An 18295-nucleotide genomic window follows, 5' to 3' on the forward strand; every position below is an offset into this window, starting at 1 on the left:
GATATGAAACAGCTTTGCATCATCGGCCAGGACTATTCCGGCACCAACATCATCCCCGGAAGCGAGAGCAGCTTTACGCTCGAAGGCGTCCCGCTGCGGTTCGGTATTATTGAAACCGACGATATCGGCTTTGATGCGGACGCGCCGGAAAATGCCGATCAGGTCCATTTCCGTGTCACCGCGTTTTCCTGCAACTATCGCGACCGCGCCTTTGCCTTGCGCATGAAGGAGCCGAAATTCAGCAAGAGCTACTTCGTGCTCGGGTCGGATTTTGTGGGCGAGGTCATTGCGGTGGGCCGCAATGTCACGCGGTTCAAGCCCGGTGACCGGGTGATCGCGGACGGAGCCTACCCGTATTCCGGTGTCGAAGGCGTGATGCCGGGCATCCCGACCAACCAGGGCTCGCGCGAATTGCAGACCCTGCATCAGTGCAAACTGATCCAGATCCCCGACAGCATGTCGGATGCGGTGGCGGGCGGTTTCTCGATCGGGGGGCAGACGGCCTATAGCATGGTGCGACGCCTGAACCTTCAGCCCGGCGAGAATGTGCTGGTGACGGGGGCCAAATCGAACACCTCGCTCTATGCGATCTCGGCGTTGAAGAATTACGGCGTCAACACCTACGCGATCTCCCGGTCGCAGAAACATGCGGACAAGCTGGAGGCGCTGGGAGTTGATCGGTTGATCACTGTCGATCCGTCGCAGAAGGGCTGGTCGCTGTCTGGTGATATGGCGCAATGCGTGATGGAGATCGGCGGGTTCGACGCGATGGTCGATCCGTTCTCGGATGTCTATCTGGCCGAGATTCCGAACATCCTCGCCATTGGCGGACGCCACATCACCTGTGGTGTGGTCGATCAGCACACGCACCTTCTGGAGCAGGAGCCCATTGTCGATCCCGTCGATGCCTCGCGCCTGATGGGCATGGTGCTGGCCCGCAACATCTCGATCATCGGCAATTGCCTGGGCCAGACCAGCGATCTGCAGCACGCAATCGACGACTACGCCGGCCGCAAGCTGGACGTGCCGGTCTATGCCAATCTCGGTGTGCAGGAGACCGGCCAGTTCTTCGAGAAGACCTATCTCGACACGGACCGGTTCGGCAAGGTTGTGCTGGACTACAACAAAGATGCTGCAAAGGCCGGTGACACCACGGCGGCTTTGACCACCGCCTGAGAAAAAACTTCGTCAAAAGGCCCGACAGGCCGCCACATCTGAAAGGATGTGGCGGCCTTTTCACGTTCTCGGATCAGAGCGACCTCACTACACATGCGGGTCGGAAGATCCGGTGATTTCGCTGAAAAGGGGGGCGGGGCTTCGTCATCCAATCCATTGACGGCAAGCCACCCACCCGGAAGGACTTAGCTCCGATGCAACGGTCAGTCGGGTATGGGGGCCTTGGCGAATTGCGAGCGGTGTAGGGGGCTCCCGGCTTCACAAGCCACGGCCGCTAAGTGGACGGATAACGCCTCAACACGCTGCGCTTCGGAACAACAGGATGCAGACACAAAAAAGCAGGCGGTTGACTGAACAACCGCCTGCTTTTGGGGATTTGGCCTTAGCCCAGCGTGATCACCAGCGAGGCCGACCCACCCGCAGACACCACTGCCGAGGTGACGATACCTGCGGTGGCGACACAGACAAAGGTCGTCCCACCCTGTGCACTCAACAGATCGGAGTCGGAGATCTCGCCTTGCTGCGGGGCCGACGGTACGTGCAAAAAACGCGTTTCGCCATTGTCGCGCACAACCTTGATCTCGACATCCTCGGGAATGTTGTGACCAGCGGAAGCGAGGGCTGCGCGCGGATCACTTTCCAGCTGTGCCATGAACGCATTGTCATTCCAGGCCTTGTTCAATATTTCACCACGCGGCATCGGCGCCGCAGGCGTGTGAATTGCATTGCTCTTGGTCATTGCTATCTCCATTCATTGGGTTTGGCGCGTCGGGTTTGTTCCCCGTTGCGCACACCGGATCACTTTGTTGCTGCGGTAATTCCTGCCGAGATCCCCGCCGAAACCGCACCTGCGATCGACACCGCCGCCACGTAGCAAAGCGGGGTGGTTCCGCCGACGGCGTTCAGCAGGTCGCTGTCCGAGATTTCGCCCTCGGTCGCGACATATGGAATATGCAGGTATTTGACTTTGTCCGTATCCATGACAAATTTGATTTCCACATCGTTGGGAATCTGCGTCCCGAATTCAGCCAGCGCGGCTTTTGGATCATCCTGCAATTGTGCGCGATATGCATCGTCGCTCCACACCTTATTGAGAAATTCCGCCTTTTGAACTTCTGCCGTGTTTTGCATTTGGTTTTGAATGGTCATTGTATTCTCCCTTAGTTTGCACGGATCGTGCGATTAATCCGGGATTTTACTTCTCCTCCCCGGAGTTGGTTTATTTACAGTGACTTGGAGATATCTCATTAACGAGAATCCCTCTGCCATCAGAAAGGAGGATTCCGCAAAGCGCGAAGGCTGTATTCACCTTCAGAGTCCACGATCAAATCGGAATTGAGCACGTTGCAAAAAGCAATGGCTCCGACTTATTTCCGAGATATATTTCCTCGTTTCACCTAAAAAGGTAGAATTCAAACCTGTTTGACGGGTGCGATTTCTGTTAAAATAGATTTAAGAATTCTTGCCCCGAACGTAGCTTCAAATGGCCCTGATCGGCCAAGTTCAGACAAGCAGATGTTCAAGGGTAGTAAGAAACCGGCGCGCTCAACCCTTTACGCGCAGGGCCCAATCTATCGCGTCCTCAAGCTGGTCATCTCCCCAGAACAGCTCTCCATCCTCGGTGGTGAAACTCGGCGCACCGAATAACCCTTGCGATTGCGCGGCTTCGGTGGCTGCGCGCAGCCCGTTCTTGACGGAATCGTCGGTCTGCGCGCGTTGGATCATCTGTGATCCATCCAGGCCCAGACCGTCGAGCAGCGCGATCAGTGTTTCGGGGGCGCTGATGGACTGCCCCTCCGCGAATTGCGCGGCATAGACCGCGCGGGTGAAATCGGGACCCCAGCCCGTCCCTACGCCGATCGTCGCAATGCGCGCGGCGAGTAGGCTGTTCTGCGGAAACGGATCAGGCCGATGGATATTCGGCAGGCCCTGGGCGGCAGCGCGGCGCTCCAGATCGCGCCACATGTAACGGCCCTTGGCCTCGTAGATGTTGAAAGGGGAGGTATCCCATCCCTGCGCGTGAAAGATTGGCCCCAGAAGGAAGGGTCGCCAGATCAGGTCCACCCCGGCGGCACGGCAGCGATCCTCAATCCGCGTCGCCGTTAGGTAGGAGTAGGTCGAGGCGAATTCGTACCAGAAATGCAATACGGGCATGGGCCGGATCCTGTGTTGAACTGATATCTGCGAGCGGCAGTGTTACCGATCCGAGGCCCGATGCCAACCGATCGCTGAGCGGCGAGGGCACGGTCGGCCTTGTGCCATTCCACCCCGCATGCGATGTCAATCCCATAGCATTCTCTTATGTGATTGAGCCACATGTTCCGGTCATTTCCCGCCGCGCTGCTATCCTTTCTGCTTCTTCTCTTCGTGGGGACCGTCTGCAGCGCAATGATCGTGCCCTATATGGGGTTTTTCATTGTCAACGGGTTAGGGAATGAGCCCTGGACCATAAGCATCTATGCCGGGATGGTGTCCTGCCTGGCGATTCTGGTGAATCGCAACTTTGCAGGGCGGCTGGATGGCGGGGGCAATGCTTTTCCGCTGATCGGGATCGCGGCGGCGGCCTTTCTGATCGCAAATCTCGTCCTGTCGGTCGCACCGCTCTTCTGGGTGGTGTTGAGCGTTGGTGTTCTGGGCTTCGGAATCAGCACCAGCACCGTATCGACCCTGTTCAGCCTCGGTGGCGGCATGGCCGAACGGCATGGGATCACCCGTAACCGCTTCAACGCTTATATGCGCGCCACCACCTCGACGGCGTGGATGGTCGGCCCGGCAATCTCCTTTCTGATTGCCGATCAACTGGGCGCGACGGCGGTGTTCAAGCTGAGCGCGCTGCTTTCGCTGCTCTGGCTTGCACTCTGGTGGTGGGCCGTGCCGCATGACCTGCGCCTTGAGGCCAAAGACGATCAAACGTCGGAGCAAGGACAGGGCAGGCTCAATACCGGGCTATGGCTGGCGGCGGCGTTTGTATTCTGCCTGTCTACGGCGCATTCGCTGACCTTCTCGGCCCTGCCGCTGTTTTATGTGCAAGAGGTCGGCCTGCCTGGCTATGCGCCTGGCACCGCCTTCAGCGTGAAAACCTTTGTCGAGGTGTTCGCCATCTTTTCAACGCCTTATCTGATCGCGCGGTTTGGTTTGCGGAAATCGCTGTTTGGGGTAACGCTGCTGGCTGTGGTTACGATTCAGGTGCTCGCGTCGGTCCAGAGCTATCCGCAGATGCTGGCCGGTGCGGCGATGGAGGGGCTTTATTACGGGCTCTATGCCAGTCTGGGGATCAGCTTTGTCCAGTCCTTCGCGCCGAACCGTCCGGCACGCGCCACCGCGCTCTATTGGAATACGCTGATGGTGACCGGGATACTTGCCGGGCCGGCAGCGGGTCTGATCGCGCAGGCTTATGACTTCCGCACCGTGATTCTCGTGGCCTCCGGCGTGGCTGGCGTGGCGGCGATTGTGCTGGTGCTGGGTAGCGTGTCTCGGAAACGCCACCCATCGCCTTCGTGACGATGCGAGTCAGATCGAAGTAGTTCCAAGCCCCAAAAAATGGATACCGAAACGGGGAAACCCCGTTTCGGTACACCACGCCTTGGGAAAGCGTTAAAATCAAATGCCGCGCTGCGGCCAGTAATCGTTAACATAGCGCATGTTCATCACCGGTTCACTCGCTGATCGGAAACCGATCTCCGGAGGCGCGGCCTGTCGGGAATTCCAGACCAACGCAGAAAGTTCTCGTGCGCTTCGGCTTAATAGTTTCGGTCAATATCTCCCAAACTAGAGCGGTTAATGTCGTACCGCCTGACCTCATTCAGCCACAAAGATGCGGGGGCTTCTGTAATCCAGGCCACACAAGGGCAAAAAAATCTCGCCAGGGGACGATTTTTCCGGCACGCCCGGATCACACCGCTGCTTCGCGCTGGGTCTGTTGTTCAAGCTGCAGGCCGCCAAGCCCCGCGATCAGCTCAACAATCTGCGCCACGCCCTGACCATGGCGCAGCGCGGCCATCACAAAGGGCCGATCCTTGCGCATGCGCGTCGCGTCGCGCCGCATCACGTCCAGATCGGCACCCACATGCGGGGCCAGATCGGTCTTGTTGATGATCAGGACGTCTGAGCGGGTGATCGCTGGGCCGCCCTTGCGCGGGATTTCTTCGCCTGCCGCCACATCGATCACATAAAGGGTCAGATCGGCCAGTTCCGGGCTGAACGTGGCCGACAGGTTGTCGCCGCCGCTTTCGATCAGCACCACCTCGACCTCGGGGTGCCGCTCGACCATCTGCGCCACGGCGGCGAGGTTGATCGAGGCGTCCTCGCGGATTGCCGTATGCGGGCAGCCGCCGGTTTCGACCCCGATGATCCGGTCCGAGGGCAGCACCTGCATGCGCATCAGCGCATCGGCGTCCTCCTGCGTGTAGATGTCATTGGTGATGACACCCAGCGAGACCTTGTCGCGCAATGCGGTGCAAAGCGCGGCTGTCAGAGTGGTTTTACCTGCGCCCACCGGGCCGCCGATACCGATGCGCAGGGGACCGTTCATACTGCTCATGTTCGGAAAATCCTCGAATACTGGGTTTCATGTTTCATCGCCGCGATATCGCTCAGAACGGCGGTGCTGCTCAGCGCATCCAGATCACCATGTTCCGTCGCCTTTGCCACCTCGGCATAAACCGGGAGCAGAGCGTGTTGCATCACCTGTCCTTCGGTCTGCCCCAGCGGCAACAGCCGCTGCGCCGCCGCGATCAGGTTTGCGGCGAAGGCCTGCAGATAGCTGCGCTGGGTCAGGTCCAGCGGCAGGCCTTCCTGCGCGGCCGCCGCCCCAAGGGCCACCGGATAGACCCAGTCGCCCAAACCGGGCTGCGAAACCGCGCGCGTGGTCCGGCAAAAGGCCGCTCCTTGCTGGTCGGTCTCAAGCAATCTTTCGTGTGAGGGCGCAAAAGCCCGTGCCATGTCATCAATACGGGTTAGCGCTTCTGTCGCGCGTGCGCGGTAGGCCGCTGCCAAAAACAAGGCGTCTGATCGGCCCGACCCGACGGTCAGAACATCGCTCAGCCACGACTTGAAGCTCTGCGCATCGGTGACCCAGCCCTGATCCACAGCCGCTTCCAGCCCATGGCTATAGGCATAGGCGCTGACCGGGTAGGCGGGCGACAGCCATTGCAGCAGGGTCAGCGTCTCAGTGGGCGTGGCCATGGGTCCGCCCGTGCCCGTAAGCGCCGCCTTCGGGCGTAAAAGGTTCGACCACATCGCGCAGGGTTGCGCCCAGCTTCATCAGCATGTCGCGCATCACGTGATCGCGTTGGATCAGCAGCCGGTCGCCCTCGATCTGGCAGGGTGTGTGGCGGTTGCCGATATGCCAGGAGATACGGGTCAGATTGGATGCTGTGACTTCCAAAAGCGGCTCGGGCGCGGCGTGAATTTCAACCGCGCGCCCGTCGTCCAGGATCAGCGCACCGCCATGGTTCAGCGAGGTCGTTTGCGCCAGATCGACCATAATCCGCTCGCCATCTTCGCAGGTGAGCACTTTGCGGCGCAAGAAGCGGTCCTCGTAGGTCAGAGACAGATTGTTCGAGGACTCGCCGTGCAAATGATCGGAGTACTGGCGCGTAGTAGCGAGGAGGGTGGTCATGCGCACGCCTCCTCTGATTTGGGTTGTGCGTCCGTTAGATGCGCCAGACCGAACCGGCAAAGACGTGATGCACGATACGGTCGCGTGACAAGCCGCAGCGTTTCAGTTCTTCGTCGCTGAGCGATTGCAGAAACTGAATCTGTTTCGCGTGCGAGCGGGCCTCGGCCATGTTGATCAAAACCGCATAGATCGATGATCCGACTCTGCTGAGCATTGCGGAAACCGAGAAACCGGGGCGTTCTTGAAGTGTGAATTGTGCCATTAGGACCTCCATAAAGATGGGTTAAGCAGGTCCTCCCATGGCATTGAGTGTTTGTCATTTGACCCTCACTGTATAGTGGGTTTTTGATCATGGCTGCGTTGTGATTGCTGCAACGCAGCACAAAATTTGATCAGAATAAAAAGTACCGCTGCGCCATCGGCAGGGTTTCGGCGGGCTGGCACGTCAGCAGCTCTCCATCGGCGCGCACCTCATAGGTTTCGGGGTCCACCTCGATCTGCGGTGTCGCATCGTTCAAGATCAGATCGCGTTTGCCGATGCTGCGGGTGCCCTGCACCGCTACCGTGTCCTTGGCCAGCCCCAGCGCATCGCCGATCCCCTCGGTCTGCGCTGCAGCTGAGACAAAGGTGATGGCCGAGCGTTCGACCGAGCGGCCATAGGCTCCGAACATTGGCCGACTGTAAACCGGTTGCGGCGTTGGGATTGAGGCATTGGGGTCGCCCATCTGCGCACAGGCGATGGTGCCGCCAAGCAGCACCATCTCCGGTTTGACGCCGAAAAAGGCCGGGTTCCACAGAACAAGATCGGCGCGTTTGCCTTCCTCAATGCTGCCGATCTGATGGCTCAGGCCGTGGGCGATGGCCGGGTTGATGGTGTATTTGGCGATATAGCGGCGGACGCGCAGATTGTCGTTGTCGCCGGCTTCCTCCGGCAAACGGCCCCGCTGTTTCTTCATCTTGTCAGCGGTTTGCCAGGTGCGGATCAGCACCTCGCCCACACGGCCCATGGCCTGACTGTCGGATGCGATGATCGAGAACGCCCCCATATCGTGCAGGATGTCTTCGGCGGCAATCGTCTCGCGCCGGATGCGGCTTTCGGCAAAGGCCACGTCCTCGGGGATCGACTTGTCGAGGTGATGGCAGACCATCAGCATGTCGAGATGCTCTTCGACCGTGTTGACCGTGAAAGGCCGGGTTGGGTTGGTCGAGGAGGGCAGAACGTGATCCTCACCACAGATCTTGATGATATCCGGGGCATGACCACCGCCCGCGCCTTCGGTGTGGAAGGCGTGGATCGTCCGGCCTTTCATGGCAGCCACGGTGTTTTCCACAAACCCGGATTCGTTCAGCGTATCGGTATGGATCATCACCTGCACATCCATCGCATCCGCGACCGAGAGGCAGCAGTCGATGGCGGCAGGCGTTGTGCCCCAATCCTCGTGCAGTTTCAGGGCGCAGGCCCCGGCCTTGACCTGTTCCTCAAGTGCAGCGGGCAGCGAGGCGTTGCCCTTGCCCGCAAAGGCCAGGTTCATCGGAAAGGCATCGGCGGCTTGCAGCATCCGTCCGATATGCCAGGGGCCAGGCGTGCAGGTGGTGGCCAGCGTGCCATGAGCGGGGCCAGTGCCACCGCCCAGCATGGTGGTCAGACCGGAATGCAACGCGTCCTCGATCTGTTGCGGGCAGATAAAGTGGATATGGCTGTCGAACCCGCCAGCGGTCAGGATGCGTCCTTCGCCCGCAATGGCCTCAGTGCCCGGGCCGACGATGATATCAACGCCCGGCTGCGTGTCCGGGTTACCGGCCTTGCCGATCTTGGCGATGCGCCCGTCTTTCAGCCCCACATCCGCCTTGTAGATGCCGGAATGATCCACGATCAAGGCATTGGTGATCACCGTGTCCACTGCCCCTTCGGCACGCGTGACCTGAGACTGCCCCATCCCGTCGCGGATCACCTTGCCACCGCCGAACTTGACCTCTTCGCCATAGGTGGTGAGGTCGCGTTCCACTTCGATGATCAGATCGGTATCGGCCAACCGCAGCCTGTCGCCGATAGTGGGGCCGAACATGGCGGCATAGTCGGAGCGTTTGATTGTTGCTGGCATCAGAGGTCGCCCATGACTTGTTGATTGAACCCATAAACCCGTCGCGCACCGCCGATGGGGATCAGCGATATTTCACGGCGCTGGCCCGGCTCGAACCGCACCGCTGTTCCCGGCGCGATATCCAGACGCAGCCCGTGGGCGGCGTGCCGATCGAAGTCCAAGGCGGGGTTGGTTTCAGCAAAGTGATAGTGACTGCCCACCTGAATCGGTCTGTCGCCGGTATTGGCAACCATCAGCGTGATCGCCTCGGCCCCGGCGTTCAGGATGATGTCACCCGCTGTGGGCATGAACTCACCCGGGATCATTTGGAACGGGTCGCGGAAAGACCGACCGCAGCCAGCGTAATCAGGGCGAGGCCCAAGCCAAGATTGGTATAATCCGTCCCATGAGCATGAACATGTCCGGCCTCATGGGCCATAGCGGGCGTGGCAAACATCAGGGCGGGCAGCATCAGTCGGGTCATCGGTATCTCCTTTTAACTCAGCGAATGGGGTTGTGAACAGTGACGAGCTTGGTGCCGTCGGGAAAGGTAGCCTCGACCTGAACCTCGTGGATCATTTCGGGCACGCCTTCCATGCATTGGTCGCGGGTGATCACCTGCGCACCCGCCTGCATCATGTCAGCGACCGAGCGCCCGTCGCGCGCGCCTTCGACCACCGCATCGGTGATCAGCGCAATCGCCTCGGGGTGGTTCAGCTTGACGCCACGCGCCAGCCGTTTGCGCGCCACCTCGGCGGCCATCGCGACCAGCAGCTTGTCTTTTTCTCTTGGGGTCAGGTTCATGTCAGAGCGTCCAGCATTTTGGTAATTCACTTTGCGACAGGTATGTCAGCGCCGGTTCCAGAACCTGGCGCAGGGCGAAGCCGTCGCGCGCCAGCACCCGCGCCACCAGCAGCCCGTCCCGGATCAGGCTGGCCCCGGCGGTCTCAGACAGCAGATCGCGCAACCCGTTCAGGCGGGCCTCAGCATCCGGGGCGGCATAGAGCAGCAGCGCCATCGCCCCCGCGCCATTGCCGGTGAAGGGCCGCGCCATATGGGCCTGCAGATCGCCGCTCAGGTCGAGGCGATCCAGAAAGATCGGGCGACCAGCGCGGTTGATCTCCACGTGGTCTCGGAACCGCGCATCAGTGAGGCTCTCGCCCATGGCGGGACGGCCCAGAATCAACGGTTCGACCATCAGAAACCGGGCATCGTCGTCCAGTTCGACCCGAAGCCTGCGATGCAGGGTCGAGCCATTGAACAGGATGGTTTCCTGCGGCAGCCAATGGAGGTTTGCCCCGGCTTCGACATGCAGCTCAGTATGCAATTGCCCGAACTGGCCGGGTTGAGCGCGGTAGGCGCGCTCGGCGGCTTGTGTGGTCAAGGTCAGCGCGGTTCCGGCAAGGGCACGCGCCTCGACCTGGAACCGATCCCCGCCGGTGATCCCGCCCGCCGTGTTGACCAGGACCGCATCAACCGCAGGCCCGTTTGGCTTTGGGAAAACGCATTTATACGAGCCCGACATCCGCAGGTCATCCAGCACGCTGCGACCAGCAAGCGGTTTGGTCGACAGTCGGATATGCCCCCGCGCTCTGGGTTGCGCGGATGATGAAGACGGCGTCGATATGGGTGCGGCCAGTTGAATAACTGCCTCCGTTTCAGGCGATTTCGGCGCTGACTGTCGATCAGTGGGGCAGGGGCAACCAGCCTAAACGGCCAAATCAGCGATATCCCCCCCTTGGTTGCCCAAAATATAAACGAAACAATCTTATGAGATTAAAAATTAGGCAAAATCATGCATTGGGCTAGAAAACACCCGCCGGGCCGTTGCCTAAATTGCCGCATTGCAGAATCGCTTATGGCACTCAGGCCGGGGGGACCGGTCAAGGGTGTGTGACGGCCGGATCAGTTTGGCTCTCGGATCAGCCGCCACACGGGTGCAACTTTTAAGTTGCGGGGGAATAGGTACGCAGAGCCGCCTGCCAAGGCAAGCGTGCACCGCAGATCCGCCCCGCGAGGAGACAGAATGAACTTCCTGAAAACCACATTGGCGGCGGCAGCCGCGACCACTGCGCTGACCGGCGTCGCCCATGCGGCTGACTGCCCCGTAAAAGTTGGTGTGCTGCATTCGCTGTCGGGCACGATGGCCATTTCGGAAACCACGCTGAAAGACACGATGCTGATGCTGATTGATCAGCAAAACGACAAGGGCGGTGTTCTGGGCTGCGAGATCGAGGCCGTTGTGGTCGATCCGGCCTCGGATTGGCCGCTTTTCGCGGAAAAGGCGCGGGAATTGCTGACGGTGCATGATGTCGATGTGATTTTCGGCAACTGGACAAGCGTGAGCCGGAAATCGGTTCTGCCGGTGATCGAGGAACTGAACGGGTTGCTGTTCTACCCGGTGCAGTATGAGGGCGAGGAATCGTCCAAGAACGTCTTCTACACCGGCGCTGCGCCGAACCAGCAGGCGATCCCGGCGACGGATTATTTCCTGGAGGAACTGGGGGTCGAGAAATTCGCTCTGCTTGGCACGGACTATGTCTACCCCAGGACCACCAACAATATCCTGGAAAGCTACCTGCAGCAGAAGGGCATCGCCAAGGATGATATCTTTGTGAACTACACGCCCTTTGGCCATTCCGACTGGTCCAAGATCGTGGCTGATGTGGTCGCCCTTGGGGCCGATGGCAAAAAGGTTGGCGTGATCTCGACCATCAACGGTGACGCCAATATCGGCTTCTACAAGGAACTGGCTGCTGCTGGTGTGTCTGCCGACGATATCCCTGTCGTTGCCTTCTCGGTGGGCGAGGAAGAGCTTTCGGGCCTCGATACCTCGAACCTCGTCGGCCATCTGGCGGCCTGGAACTATTTCCAGTCGGCAGAGTCGGAAACCAACGAGGATTTCATCGCGACTTGGAAAGAGCGCATGGGCGAGGAACGCGTCACCAATGACCCGATGGAGGCGCATTATATCGGCTTCAACATGTGGGTGAACGCGGCCGAAGCGGCCCAAAGCACTGAGGTTGATGCGGTTCGCGCGGCCATGTACGGGCAGGAGTTCCCGAACCTGACCGGTGGCACAGCCGTGATGCTGCCCAACCACCATCTGGCCAAGCCGGTGTTGATCGGAGAGATCCTCGACGATGGTCAGTTCGACATCATCAGCCAGACCGAAGAAGTGCCGGGCGACGCCTGGACCGACTTCCTGCCGGAATCGGCGCTGCTGAAATCGGATTGGAAAGAACTGGGTTGCGGGATGTACAACACCGAAACCTCGACCTGCGTTCAGACCAAGTCGAACTACTGATCCCACGAAAATCTGCCAGAGGGGGCGACCCCTCTGGCCCATAAGCGCCCTCGGGCCGATAAAGGAATGAGTGCACGATGCTGCGCGCAGTGAACATTTTTGTCTTTTGGGTTCTGATGGTCACGGCGGCCCTCGCCCAGGACGCGCCGATGCAGTCGGTGTTGAAGGACCACCGCGACGTGATCGTGAAAAGCTCGCGCAAGACCATCGCCCCCGCCATCGATGCGGTGGCAACCAGCGGGCTGGCGCAGGCCCAGCAGGTGCTGGAGGCCTGGCAGGCCAAGAACATGTGGTTGCGCAAAGAGGATGAACTTTTCTTTCGGGCGGAAAAGACAAGTTCCGGTCTCTATGCGCTTTATGATCTCGATACTGGCGCGCAGGTGGGCGAGGCCGAAAAGCGCGATCTGAGGCAGATCAAGCCCAATAGTGGCATCCGCGCCATGCTTGCCACTGCGCTGGTGCAGTTCCAGCTGTCCGATCCCAATGCGGCCAACCGCGCCGCCGCGCTACAATCGCTGGAACGTGATCCGTCAGCGGCGGCGCTGGAGCCGCTCCGTGCCTCGATCCCAAGCGAAGAAAGTGTAGCGCTGAGGGCGCGCAAAGAGCGGCTGGAGCGGCTCTTGACCATGGCCTATGACCCTGACGAGGCCGCGCGCGTTGCAGCCATCAAGGAGATGTCCGGTGACCTTGGCGTGGATGTGCGCGCCACGCTGAACCCGATCCTGCAAGCGCAGGTTCAGGTGTTTGACGGCGACATCCCTAACGATCTGAATGTCAAAGCCATGCTGATCCCCGGTAGCGATACCCTGTCGCTGGATCAGGCCTACGACTTGCTGGTTTCCGAGGGGCTGGCCACGAAACCCCTTACCCCAGAGGATATTCGCAAGGCGTTGATCGCCAATATCGACGGCGGACGGGTCGGCGGTGTGCCCCTGGTCACGCTGGATACCGACGCGGCCCGCGCGGCAGCCTATCAATCGCTGGTCGAGCAGGGGCAGGTCGTGCCGGGTGTGACTTCCGATCAGATTGGCGAAATCGTCGCGCAATATCAGTTTGCCGAGGTCTATCTGGACCCGTTGCAACCCGTCACGGAGGCTGCGGAACGGGCAATCAGCAGCATCAACACGCGGGTGGCCGCCGGGCAGGGGCTCGATCTGGTGCTGGACGGGCTGTCACTGGCCTCGATCTATTTCCTTGCGGCCATCGGCCTTGCCATCACCTTTGGCGTGATGGGGGTGATCAACATGGCCCATGGCGAGTTCATCATGATGGGTGCTTATGCCGGCTACGTGGTGCAGCAGGTGATCCCCGATCACACCATCTCGATCCTGGTGGCGATCCCGCTGGCCTTTGCGGTGACCTTCGGGGCAGGGGTGGCGATGGAGCGGCTGGTGATCCGCCATCTCTATCACCGCCCGCTGGAGACGCTGCTGGCCACCTTCGGGATTTCGATTGCCTTACAGCAACTGGCCAAGAATATCTTTGGCACGCAGGCACGGCCGCTGACCGCGCCGGGCTGGCTGGACGGGTCGCTGGTGCTGAATGACGTGGTCTCGATCAGCTATATCCGCATCGCGATCTTTGTGCTGGCGCTGTTTTTCCTCGCCGTGTTCCTGTTCATCATGAAACGCACGCGGCTGGGGCTTGAGACCCGCGCCGTCACCCAGAACCCGCGCATGGCGGCAAGCATGGGGATCAATCCGGGGCGGGTGAACATGCTGGCCTTTGGCTTTGGGTCTGGCATCGCCGGGGTGGCGGGGGTGGCCATCGGGCTCTTCGCCAAAGTCACCTCCGAGCTGGGCTCGGCCTATATCGTGCAGAGCTTCATGACCGTGGTTGTCGGTGGGGTCGGCAATATCTGGGGCGCGCTGGCAGGCGCGACCATGATCGGTTTCTTCCAGAAAGGCGTGGAGTGGCTGAACCCGTCCAACACGTTGGCGGCGCAGACCTACATGATCATCTTCATCATTATTTTCATTCAGTTCCGGCCGCGCGGTATCATCGCGCTCAAGGGCCGGGCGGCGGGGGACTGAGCCATGGATCGCAGTTTCTTTGCCCGCAACCCGTCGGTCCTAATCTTCATCTCGCTGCTGGCGCTGTTCACGCTGATGGTCACGGTGCTGGCCGAGGGGTTCGGCGTCGGCGTGATCTCGACCTCATTCGTCAAGACGCTGGGCAAGACGCTGTGCTTGTGTCTGGTGGCCATCGCCATGGATCTGATCTGGGGCTATTGCGGCATCCTGAGCCTTGGCCATTTTGCCTTCTTCGGCCTCGGCGGCTACATGATCGGCATGTGGCTGATGTATGAGCGCACCCGCGATATCGTCGTGACCTCGCTCAGCGAGGCACCGCTGCCGCCAACCGAACAGGAGATCGTCGACGCTATCGGCACGCAGATATTCGGCGTTGTCGGCTCGAATGAATTCCCGTTGGTCTGGGCCTTTGCCGACAGTCTGGTGATCCAGCTGGCGCTGGTGGTGCTGGTTCCAGGGGTGCTGGCGCTGGTCTTTGGCTGGCTGGCCTTCCGCAGCCGGGTGACGGGTGTTTACCTGTCGATCCTGACACAGGCGATGACGCTCGCTCTGGCGCTCTATCTGTTCCAGAACGATAGCGGCTTGCGTGGCAATAACGGTCTGTCTGGCCTGCAGAACCTGCCGGGCCTGGAGGATGTGCCGCAGGCCACGATCTCGCTCTGGTTCCTCTGGGCGTCGGCTTTGGCTTTGGGTCTGGGCTATCTGCTGGGTGCCTGGGTGATGTCGGGTAAGTTCGGGTCTGTTATCAAGGGCATTCGCGATGACGAGGCGCGGGTGCGGTTCCTGGGCTACTACGTGGAGCGTTATAAACTGGCGGTGTTCACCCTGACGGCCTGTATCGCGGGGATCGCCGGTGCGCTTTACTATCCGCAGGCTGGCATCATCAACCCCGCCGAGCTTGCACCGATCGCCTCGATCTATCTCGCGGTCTGGGTTGCGATTGGCGGGCGCGGGCGGCTCTATGGCGCGGTTGTTGGCGCAGCAGTTGTCAGTCTGCTGTCGAGCTGGTTCACCGGCGGGCTGGCTCCTGATCTGCCACTTGGGTTCTACACGATCAAATGGGTCGATTGGTGGCAGATCGTGCTGGGGCTGTCTTTCGTCTTGGTCACGCTTTTTGCGCCGAAGGGGATCGGTGGGTTGGTCGATCTGTGGATGGAACAGCGTGCGCCGGACCGTCATGGTGCCGACCTTGGCCCCGATATGGGATCGCTGCGCGAGAAGGAGGCTTTGGAATGACCACGCTTCTTGAGGTCTCTGGCGCCTCGGTCTCGTTCGACGGGTTCCGCGCGATCAACAACCTGTCCTTCCAGATCGGCAAGGCGGAAATGCGCGCCATCATCGGCCCCAATGGCGCGGGCAAGACCACCTTCATGGATATCGTGACGGGCAAGACCAAACCCGATGAGGGCAGGGTGCTTTGGGGGGACAAAAGCCAGTCCCTGCTGGCTCTGAACGAGGCGCAGATCGCGCAGGCGGGCGTGGGGCGTAAGTTCCAAAATCCCACCGTGTTCGAGGATCAGTCCGTCGCTGAAAACCTGTTGCTGGCGCTGAAAAAGCCCCGCTCGATTCTGTCGGTACTGTTCTTTCGGCCCTCCGGGCCGGATCGCGCCAGGGTGGCGGAACTGGCCGAGCATATCGGACTGAAGGATGAGATGGATCGCAAATCCGGCGAGTTGAGCCATGGGCAGAAACAATGGCTGGAGATCGGCATGCTGCTGGCGCAGGAGCCGCAGTTATTGCTTGTGGACGAACCGGCGGCAGGCATGACCCCGGAAGAGCGCGAGCACACGACCCGCATTCTGGTCGAAGCCGCAAAAACCCGCGCGGTGGTGGTGGTCGAACATGACATGGAGTTTGTGCGCAGGCTCGATTGCAAGGTCACGGTGCTGCATGAAGGTGCGGTTCTGGCCGAGGGCAGCCTGGATCATGTCACCGCCAATCAGGACGTTATCGACGTCTATCTGGGACGCTAGAATATGCTGAATATCAAGGACCTGACCCTGCATTACGGCCACTCGCAGATCCTCTATGATGTGTCGCTGGAGGCACAACAGGGCGCGGTGACCTGCGTGGTGGGCACAAATGGCGTCGGCAAGACCAGCCTGATGAAGGCGATCTCTGGCACCCATCCGCGTTCGGGCGGCGCGATGTCACTGGATGGACAGGAGGTGGGGGTCCTGCCCGCTCACATGCTGGCGCGGATGGGGGTGGGGTATGTTCCGCAGGGGCGCGAGATCTTTCCCTTGATGAGTGTGCAGGAAAATCTGGAAACCGGGTTCTCCTGCCTGCCGCGCGAGGCGCATCACATCCCGGACGAGATTTTCGACCTGTTCCCGGTCCTGCACGAGATGCGCGATAGGCGGGGTGGGGACCTGTCGGGCGGGCAGCAGCAGCAACTCGCCATCGCGCGGGCGCTGATCACCAAGCCCAAGCTGCTGCTGCTGGATGAGCCCACCGAGGGCATCCAACCCAACATCATCCAGCAGATCGGCCGCGTTATTTCCATGCTGCGCGATAAAGGCGAGATGGCCATCGTGCTGGTAGAGCAATATTTCGACTTCGCCTATGAACTGGCCGACAGCTTTGTCGTCCTGCGCCGGGGGGCCGTGACGCTTTCCGGACGCAAGGATGAATTGAAGCGCGAGGATGTGCTGGCGGGCGTGTCGGTCTGACCTCGTCCTCACGACGCTTCACTATCGGTCAGCGCGCGAACCCGGCGATCTTGCCAAGATAAGCCGGTTGGGCATCGGCAAATACTTCTTTCAGATCATCGCCAGCCGGTCCGTAAACCGCGATGCTATCGACGGTGGACGCCTCACAGAACTCCTCGGCAAAACTTGCCCCGAAATTGCACATATGGAGCATCGCCACGTCATTGTCGACATAACGCTCATAGATATGCACGGTGTCGCCGTCTCGCATGTATTCATAAATCAGCGTGTCTGGTTCGTTGGCCGTTGTGGCCTCGGACATGGGGGTGACCAAAGGCACGACCTTGTCTGCCATCCCCTCATTCACGGTCATGGTGATACTCCAGTGAATGTCATTCTCGTCTTCGCCGGCGATGGCGGCCGTGGCTCCCAGGATCATCGCGCCGACCTATAGTGAAAACCTCATTCTAACCTCCCTTTGATTAAATGGAACAAGCGCGCAGTCGCCAAGCTGCATGAGTCAAGCTGGCAACAGGGCCGTGCGCTATGATCGATGAAACCGGAGGCCGGAAACGAAAAGACCCCGCTTTTGGCGGGGTCCATTCAGCTTGATAGGTGGATCAGCTAGCCGATTCAACGGCGCGTCTTGTCATGACGCCGACCAGGTGCGCGCGGTATTCCTGTGAGCCGTGCAGATCGCTGATCATGTTCAGATGGTTGATCCGCAAGTCCATCAGCGCGTCGGCGCGAAACTCTTTGCTCAGGGCTTCTTCGGCCTCGGTCCAGCGGAACACGCCGTTGTTGGACGCGCCCGTGACCGCCACGCGAACCCCGCCCGGGAATTTCGCAACGAACACACCGGTCAGGGCAAAGCGCGAGGCTGGTTGCAGGAACTTCTGATAGCTTGCCGCCTCGGGCACCGGGAAGCTGACCGAGGTGATGATTTCATCCTCCTCCAAGGCGGTTTCGAACATGCCCTGGAAATAGTCGTCGGCCGCGATATTGCGCTTGTTGGTCGAGATCGACGCGCCCGATCCCAGTGCCGCCGACGGGTAGCACGCAGCCGGGTCATTATTGGCCAGCGATCCGCCGATTGTACCGCGGTTGCGCACTGCGGGGTCGCCGATCTGGCCCGCGAGGGCTGCCAGCGCCGGATAGGCCGAGGCCGCCTCTGCCGCGACCTGCGCGTGGGTGGTGGTCCCGCCTACGGTAACGGTGCCGTCGCTTGCGGACACGCCCACCATCCCTTCGACACCGGTCAGGCTGACCAGTGTTTCCGGCGAGGCCAAGCGCTGTTTCATCGTCGGCAGCAGGGTCTGCCCGCCACCAAGCGCCTGCGCGCCCTCACTCTGCAACGCGGCCGAGGCTTCTTCGACCGTCGAGGGTTTCACAAACTCAAAATTATTCATCTTGTCTTACCTTTCCAA

The 18295-nt window shown here is 60.4% G+C and carries 21 protein-coding genes; 7 read left to right on the forward strand and 14 right to left on the reverse strand.

Going from position 1 to position 18295, the window contains the following annotated elements:
- Positions 1–3 precede the first annotated feature (3 nt).
- Complete coding sequence (locus Q5Y75_RS18170; RefSeq protein ID WP_306200180.1) at positions 4–1176, forward strand: quinone oxidoreductase family protein; 1173 nt, start codon at positions 4–6, stop codon at positions 1174–1176.
- 382 nt (positions 1177–1558) lie between these two features.
- Here the strand turns inward: Q5Y75_RS18170 and Q5Y75_RS18175 are convergent, their stop codons facing one another.
- The 3 genes from Q5Y75_RS18175 to Q5Y75_RS18185 all read right to left on the reverse strand — a co-directional run bounded on the left by Q5Y75_RS18175 (position 1559) and on the right by Q5Y75_RS18185 (position 3330).
- Positions 1559–1915, reverse strand: coding sequence for an NHLP leader peptide family RiPP precursor (locus Q5Y75_RS18175; protein WP_306200181.1), 357 nt, complete (start codon positions 1913–1915; stop codon positions 1559–1561).
- 59 nt (positions 1916–1974) lie between these two features.
- Entirely contained in the window at positions 1975–2325 is a 351-nt protein-coding gene (locus tag Q5Y75_RS18180) for a nitrile hydratase subunit alpha (RefSeq protein WP_306200184.1), read from the reverse strand.
- A gap of 396 nt (positions 2326–2721) precedes the next feature.
- Positions 2722–3330 carry a 2-hydroxychromene-2-carboxylate isomerase gene (locus tag Q5Y75_RS18185; RefSeq protein ID WP_306200186.1) on the reverse strand — a complete coding sequence of 203 codons (609 nt, stop codon included), beginning with the start codon at positions 3328–3330 and terminating at the stop codon, positions 2722–2724.
- 162 nt (positions 3331–3492) lie between these two features.
- Here Q5Y75_RS18185 and Q5Y75_RS18190 point away from each other — a divergent pair, with 162 nt between their 5' ends.
- Positions 3493–4677 (forward strand): MFS transporter, encoded by a 1185-nt coding sequence (locus tag Q5Y75_RS18190; RefSeq protein ID WP_306200188.1) that lies wholly within the window; start codon positions 3493–3495, stop codon positions 4675–4677.
- 391 nt (positions 4678–5068) lie between these two features.
- Here Q5Y75_RS18190 and ureG read toward each other — a convergent pair whose 3' ends face one another.
- The 9 genes from ureG to Q5Y75_RS18235 all read right to left on the reverse strand — a co-directional run bounded on the left by ureG (position 5069) and on the right by Q5Y75_RS18235 (position 10522).
- Complete coding sequence (gene ureG / locus Q5Y75_RS18195) at positions 5069–5716, reverse strand: urease accessory protein UreG (protein WP_306200191.1); 648 nt, start codon at positions 5714–5716, stop codon at positions 5069–5071.
- Positions 5713–6360 carry an urease accessory protein UreF gene (locus Q5Y75_RS18200; RefSeq protein ID WP_306200194.1) on the reverse strand — a complete coding sequence of 216 codons (648 nt, stop codon included), beginning with the start codon at positions 6358–6360 and terminating at the stop codon, positions 5713–5715. Before Q5Y75_RS18200 ends, ureG begins: the two co-directional genes overlap by 4 nt.
- Positions 6344–6796: an urease accessory protein UreE gene (locus Q5Y75_RS18205; protein WP_306200197.1), complete on the reverse strand. Its 453-nt coding sequence runs from the start codon at positions 6794–6796 to the stop codon at positions 6344–6346. The genes Q5Y75_RS18200 and Q5Y75_RS18205 overlap by 17 nt, the downstream gene beginning before the upstream one ends.
- A 34-nt stretch (positions 6797–6830) precedes the next feature.
- The gene (locus Q5Y75_RS18210; protein WP_306200200.1) at positions 6831–7058 is read right to left on the reverse strand and encodes a hypothetical protein; all 228 of its coding nucleotides are present in this window, start codon (positions 7056–7058) and stop codon (positions 6831–6833) included.
- 130 nt (positions 7059–7188) lie between these two features.
- Complete coding sequence (ureC, locus tag Q5Y75_RS18215; RefSeq protein WP_306200203.1) at positions 7189–8898, reverse strand: urease subunit alpha; 1710 nt, start codon at positions 8896–8898, stop codon at positions 7189–7191.
- Complete coding sequence (locus Q5Y75_RS18220; RefSeq protein ID WP_306200206.1) at positions 8898–9203, reverse strand: urease subunit beta; 306 nt, start codon at positions 9201–9203, stop codon at positions 8898–8900. Before Q5Y75_RS18220 ends, ureC begins: the two co-directional genes overlap by 1 nt.
- The gene (locus tag Q5Y75_RS18225) at positions 9200–9361 is read right to left on the reverse strand and encodes a peptidase M23 (RefSeq protein ID WP_306200208.1); all 162 of its coding nucleotides are present in this window, start codon (positions 9359–9361) and stop codon (positions 9200–9202) included. The genes Q5Y75_RS18220 and Q5Y75_RS18225 overlap by 4 nt, the downstream gene beginning before the upstream one ends.
- 17 nt (positions 9362–9378) lie before the next feature.
- Positions 9379–9681, reverse strand: coding sequence for an urease subunit gamma (locus Q5Y75_RS18230; protein ID WP_306200210.1), 303 nt, complete (start codon positions 9679–9681; stop codon positions 9379–9381).
- A gap of 1 nt (position 9682) precedes the next feature.
- Positions 9683–10522 carry an urease accessory protein UreD gene (locus Q5Y75_RS18235; RefSeq protein ID WP_510769690.1) on the reverse strand — a complete coding sequence of 280 codons (840 nt, stop codon included), beginning with the start codon at positions 10520–10522 and terminating at the stop codon, positions 9683–9685.
- Positions 10523–10903: 381 nt separating this feature from the next.
- Between Q5Y75_RS18235 and urtA the strand changes: the two genes are divergently transcribed.
- The 5 genes from urtA to urtE all read left to right on the forward strand — a co-directional run bounded on the left by urtA (position 10904) and on the right by urtE (position 16889).
- Positions 10904–12184, forward strand: coding sequence for an urea ABC transporter substrate-binding protein (gene urtA, locus Q5Y75_RS18240; RefSeq protein ID WP_306200215.1), 1281 nt, complete (start codon positions 10904–10906; stop codon positions 12182–12184).
- Between the two features lie 77 nt (positions 12185–12261).
- Positions 12262–14217, forward strand: a complete 1956-nt coding sequence (gene urtB / locus Q5Y75_RS18245) for an urea ABC transporter permease subunit UrtB (RefSeq protein ID WP_306200217.1) — start codon at positions 12262–12264, stop codon at positions 14215–14217.
- A 3-nt stretch (positions 14218–14220) separates the two neighbouring features.
- Positions 14221–15453 carry an urea ABC transporter permease subunit UrtC gene (gene urtC / locus Q5Y75_RS18250; RefSeq protein WP_306200219.1) on the forward strand — a complete coding sequence of 411 codons (1233 nt, stop codon included), beginning with the start codon at positions 14221–14223 and terminating at the stop codon, positions 15451–15453.
- Complete coding sequence (urtD, locus tag Q5Y75_RS18255; RefSeq protein WP_306200221.1) at positions 15450–16190, forward strand: urea ABC transporter ATP-binding protein UrtD; 741 nt, start codon at positions 15450–15452, stop codon at positions 16188–16190. The genes urtC and urtD overlap by 4 nt, the downstream gene beginning before the upstream one ends.
- A 3-nt stretch (positions 16191–16193) precedes the next feature.
- The gene (urtE, locus tag Q5Y75_RS18260; RefSeq protein WP_306200223.1) at positions 16194–16889 is read left to right on the forward strand and encodes an urea ABC transporter ATP-binding subunit UrtE; all 696 of its coding nucleotides are present in this window, start codon (positions 16194–16196) and stop codon (positions 16887–16889) included.
- A gap of 28 nt (positions 16890–16917) precedes the next feature.
- Here the strand turns inward: urtE and Q5Y75_RS18265 are convergent, their stop codons facing one another.
- A complete protein-coding gene (locus tag Q5Y75_RS18265) occupies positions 16918–17307 on the reverse strand; it encodes a putative quinol monooxygenase (protein ID WP_306200225.1) in 390 nt (129 codons plus the stop codon).
- 181 nt (positions 17308–17488) lie between these two features.
- On the reverse strand, positions 17489–18277 hold the full coding sequence (locus tag Q5Y75_RS18270; RefSeq protein ID WP_306200226.1) for an FAD binding domain-containing protein: 789 nt from the start codon (positions 18275–18277) through the stop codon (positions 17489–17491).
- Positions 18278–18295: the final 18 nt, after the last annotated feature.

This window comes from Ruegeria discodermiae (assembly GCF_030758345.1).
In the GTDB taxonomy this organism is placed as follows: domain Bacteria; phylum Pseudomonadota; class Alphaproteobacteria; order Rhodobacterales; family Rhodobacteraceae; genus Ruegeria_C.

Coding starts and splice junctions, on each gene's coding strand:
- Q5Y75_RS18170 (WP_306200180.1), top strand. CDS start 4: ATGAAACAGCTTTGCATCATCGGCCAGGACTATTCCGGCACCAACATC.
- Q5Y75_RS18175 (WP_306200181.1), bottom strand. CDS start 1,915: ATGACCAAGAGCAATGCAATTCACACGCCTGCGGCGCCGATGCCGCGT.
- Q5Y75_RS18180 (WP_306200184.1), bottom strand. CDS start 2,325: ATGACCATTCAAAACCAAATGCAAAACACGGCAGAAGTTCAAAAGGCG.
- Q5Y75_RS18185 (WP_306200186.1), bottom strand. CDS start 3,330: ATGCCCGTATTGCATTTCTGGTACGAATTCGCCTCGACCTACTCCTAC.
- Q5Y75_RS18190 (WP_306200188.1), top strand. CDS start 3,493: ATGTTCCGGTCATTTCCCGCCGCGCTGCTATCCTTTCTGCTTCTTCTC.
- ureG (WP_306200191.1), bottom strand. CDS start 5,716: ATGAGCAGTATGAACGGTCCCCTGCGCATCGGTATCGGCGGCCCGGTG.
- Q5Y75_RS18200 (WP_306200194.1), bottom strand. CDS start 6,360: ATGGCCACGCCCACTGAGACGCTGACCCTGCTGCAATGGCTGTCGCCC.
- Q5Y75_RS18205 (WP_306200197.1), bottom strand. CDS start 6,796: ATGACCACCCTCCTCGCTACTACGCGCCAGTACTCCGATCATTTGCAC.
- Q5Y75_RS18210 (WP_306200200.1), bottom strand. CDS start 7,058: ATGGCACAATTCACACTTCAAGAACGCCCCGGTTTCTCGGTTTCCGCA.
- ureC (WP_306200203.1), bottom strand. CDS start 8,898: ATGCCAGCAACAATCAAACGCTCCGACTATGCCGCCATGTTCGGCCCC.
- Q5Y75_RS18220 (WP_306200206.1), bottom strand. CDS start 9,203: ATGATCCCGGGTGAGTTCATGCCCACAGCGGGTGACATCATCCTGAAC.
- Q5Y75_RS18225 (WP_306200208.1), bottom strand. CDS start 9,361: ATGACCCGACTGATGCTGCCCGCCCTGATGTTTGCCACGCCCGCTATG.
- Q5Y75_RS18230 (WP_306200210.1), bottom strand. CDS start 9,681: ATGAACCTGACCCCAAGAGAAAAAGACAAGCTGCTGGTCGCGATGGCC.
- urtA (WP_306200215.1), top strand. CDS start 10,904: ATGAACTTCCTGAAAACCACATTGGCGGCGGCAGCCGCGACCACTGCG.
- urtB (WP_306200217.1), top strand. CDS start 12,262: ATGCTGCGCGCAGTGAACATTTTTGTCTTTTGGGTTCTGATGGTCACG.
- urtC (WP_306200219.1), top strand. CDS start 14,221: ATGGATCGCAGTTTCTTTGCCCGCAACCCGTCGGTCCTAATCTTCATC.
- urtD (WP_306200221.1), top strand. CDS start 15,450: ATGACCACGCTTCTTGAGGTCTCTGGCGCCTCGGTCTCGTTCGACGGG.
- urtE (WP_306200223.1), top strand. CDS start 16,194: ATGCTGAATATCAAGGACCTGACCCTGCATTACGGCCACTCGCAGATC.
- Q5Y75_RS18265 (WP_306200225.1), bottom strand. CDS start 17,307: ATGATCCTGGGAGCCACGGCCGCCATCGCCGGCGAAGACGAGAATGAC.
- Q5Y75_RS18270 (WP_306200226.1), bottom strand. CDS start 18,277: ATGAATAATTTTGAGTTTGTGAAACCCTCGACGGTCGAAGAAGCCTCG.